General features: G+C 66.7%; 2 protein-coding genes. One reads left to right on the top strand and one right to left on the bottom strand.

Going from position 1 to position 3,152, the window contains the following annotated elements; genetic code table 11:
• Positions 1-274 precede the first annotated feature (274 nt).
• Entirely contained in the window at positions 275-1,918 is a 1,644-nt protein-coding gene (locus GM910_RS26805) for an outer membrane beta-barrel protein (RefSeq protein ID WP_159593937.1), read from the bottom strand.
• Between the two features lie 156 nt (positions 1,919-2,074).
• On the opposite strand from GM910_RS26805, the gene GM910_RS26800 reads away from it, so the two are divergent.
• Positions 2,075-3,070, top strand: coding sequence for a KpsF/GutQ family sugar-phosphate isomerase (locus GM910_RS26800; RefSeq protein ID WP_159593935.1), 996 nt, complete (start codon positions 2,075-2,077; stop codon positions 3,068-3,070).
• Positions 3,071-3,152: the final 82 nt, after the last annotated feature.

Below are 3,152 nucleotides of genomic sequence, written 5' to 3'. Positions count from 1 at the left end.
TCCACCTCCGTCAAAATGGAGGTTGAATCAGAACAAAATGTCGCCGTCACATCACAATCGATTCATCGATCACAGGACATGCTCTAGCGATTGGCGAAACCGGCCGCGACAGCCAATCTCCCCCCTTGCGGGGGAGATGTCCGGCAGGACAGAGGGGGGCGCGAAGGCGCGCCGATATTTGCAGGAACACGCACCATAAGACAATCAGCTATAGATTTGAAATGCCGGTGTGTGCCGCGATCGCCTCATCCGTTCCGCACGGGAGAGCGGAGCCTCACCGCTGCAGCGTCATGCCCATGAAGATGCTTGTCGCCTCGTAGTCGCGGCCGGGTAGGTTGCTTTTCTGGCGTTCGTGGCGGGCACGGCCGGTGAGGCCGGCGTAGCGGTTGAGCCACCAGGTCAGGCTCGCCTCGCCGCTCAGGACAAGGTCGTGGCCCCCGCCGCTATAATCGCGCCACGCTGCGCCGAAGGCGACGTCGCCGGTGAGATTGGCACGCAGTTGGCGTTCCAGCCGCAGCGTACCGGCATAGAGCAGCGAGCCGCTGTCGCCGGCGCCCGTCGAACCTTCCACCGTGGTCGAGCCGTCCAGCCTCACATTGGTGCCGCGCATCGGCGACCAGTTGAGCGCGGCCGCCAGCGCCAGGCCGGAGATCGTGTCGAGCCGGTCATCCTCGAAGTCCTCGGCCACCCAGCCGGCGGAGACCTCGCCCGAAAGCTTCTCCGACATGTCGAGCGAGAGGCCGGCGCGGGCGCCGAGCCTTGTCGCGGAGCGGGCATAGCCGGCGCTGTCGCGCTCTTCGTCGTAGAAGCGGCGGCCGGCCTCCACCTCGAGGAAGGGCATCAGCGCCGGCGAAAGCTCGTAGCCGCCGCGCAGCCTGACCAGCGCCAGGGTGGAGTTGCGGTCGCTTTGGGAGAGCGTGTCGCCGTTGTCGAGCCGTGCGTTTCCGTACTGGTCGCGGGTGACCTCGCTGGTGACCCCGAGGCGGAGCCTGCCGAACGCCTTCTCCACGCCGAGGGAACCGTCAATCGTGTGGCGCAAGGGCTGCCGGTCGACGCCGGCGACGGCAACCGGCGAAGAGGCAGATTCGCGCCGGGCCTGGTAGGCGAGGGCGGCGCGAGCGGAAAGATCGCTACGCAGATCCAGTTCGAGCACCGCGTCCGCCCCGCCTTCGAATTCCGACACGTCGTCGCCGGAAATGGATTTGCGGTAGGTGCCGCGGCCGTTCAGCACGGCGCGGTGGCGCGACCAGTCCGAGACGGCGTTGAGCCGTAGCGTCGTCTCGGAAAGAAGCGCCTCTTCTCCATCGGGGCTGCTGTCGGCGTTCGTGGTCCAGGTCAGGCCCTGTTCGAGGGTCGGCACCAGCGTGAAGGTGCCAACGCGCAGGCCAAGCGGCGCGTAGGGGTCCTCCTCCGGTGCGCGCGCGCGGCCTTCGATAGGCTGCACCCGCTCGTTGGTGCGCAGCGGCAGCGGGCGGATGCCTTCGGTCGCGTCGATCGTGCCGACGCGGGCGGTGCCCGTCGCCAGATCGTCCAACTCTTCGGAAGGCTCCGCCTCCTGGCGCGGCGCGGCGGCCTCCTGGGCACGTCTGTTCTGGCCTTCGTCCGCCGTCCGATCGAGGGGCGGGAATGGGTCCCCGGCAGCGGGAGAGCCGGTGTCGGGAAAGAGAGCGCCATCCTCGTCGGCGCTGTCGGGCAGGGCGCCGGCGCTCGTCGTCCGGTACAGGGTTGGGGGGATTTGCAGGTCCTCGGCTGCCTCGGTGCCGCTCCCGGACCGGAGGACGGAATCCATGTACGTATCGCTGACCGTGCCGCGCAAGCTCCCCTCCTGGCCCGAGGCCGGAAAGGCAGCCGTCAGCGCGCCCGCGGCACAGGCGAGGCATAGCCCTTTGAACTTTCCGTTGAAGCGAATGCGCGACATGCCCCACCCGAACATCCTGCGGCGCACGCCGCGCCAAGGTAACCAAACGGTAAAAGGTGTTGGTTAATGCAAGGTTGAGACCGTGCGGATAAGCGCATCTTCGATGCAGCAACAATAATTGGACATGGCGAAAGGAAAGCGCTAAGCGCATCCCCCATGTTGACCAGACAGAACGGAAAGGTCGACGCCAAGGGCGTCATCGCCTCGGCCACGCGCACGCTGGCGGCGGACCAGACCGCCCTTGCCGCCCTGGCGGAGGCGCTGGACGATGGGCTTTCGGAGCCCTTTGCTGAAGCTGTCGATCTGGTGTCGCGGATATCCGGCCGGGTTATCGTCACCGGCGTCGGCAAGAGCGGCCATATCGGCTCCAAGATCGCCGCCACACTCGCCTCGACCGGCACGCCCGCCTATTTCGTGCATCCGGCGGAGGCAAATCACGGCGATCTCGGCATGATCGCCCGCGACGACGCCATCCTCGCCATGTCCTGGTCGGGCGAGAGCGCGGAATTGAAGGGCATCGTCGCCTACGCTCGGCGCTTCTCGATCCCGCTGATCGCCATCACCTCGCGGTCGAACTCGGCGCTGGCGAGCGAGGCGAGCGTGGCGCTCCTCCTGCCGCGCGTGCCCGAAGCCTGCCCGCACGGCCTGGCGCCCACTACCTCGACGCTCCTGCAACTCGTCATCGGCGACGCGCTCGCCGTGGCGCTGCTCGAGGCGCGCGGTTTTACCGCCGACCACTTCCGCACCTTCCATCCCGGCGGCCAGCTCGGCGCCAACCTGACCCATGTCGGCGACATCATGCGCCGTGGAGAAGATATCCCCGTCGTTCTGCCAGGCACGAAAATGCAGGACGCGGTGATGACCCTTTCGAACAAGCGGCTCGGCTGCGTCTGCGTCGTCGAAGCCGGGGGGCAACTGGCGGGAATCATCACCGACGGCGATCTCGCCCGCAATCTCCACCGCAACATGGCCGATCTCGTCGTCGACGACATCATGACGGCGAAGCCGAAGACCGTGCAGCCGGAGACGCTGGCGAGCCAAGCCATGGCCATCCTCAACGAGCACAACATCAGCGCCCTGGTGGTGACGGAGGACGACCGCCCGGTCGGGATCGTGCATTTCCACGATCTCCTGCGGCTCGGCGTCGCCTAGTCTAGTGCCCGTCCATAAACGGTAAGCTGCTGAAATTACTGGAGGAATCACCAAATTTCCGCAGGAAAGGCCCGACGGTTTC

The organism is Chelativorans xinjiangensis (assembly GCF_009812055.1).
GTDB lineage: Bacteria > Pseudomonadota > Alphaproteobacteria > Rhizobiales > Rhizobiaceae > Chelativorans > Chelativorans xinjiangense.
This window is presented reverse-complemented; position numbering and strand designations above follow the sequence as displayed.

Coding starts and splice junctions, on each gene's coding strand:
- GM910_RS26805 (WP_159593937.1), bottom strand. CDS start 1,918: ATGTCGCGCATTCGCTTCAACGGAAAGTTCAAAGGGCTATGCCTCGCC.
- GM910_RS26800 (WP_159593935.1), top strand. CDS start 2,075: ATGTTGACCAGACAGAACGGAAAGGTCGACGCCAAGGGCGTCATCGCC.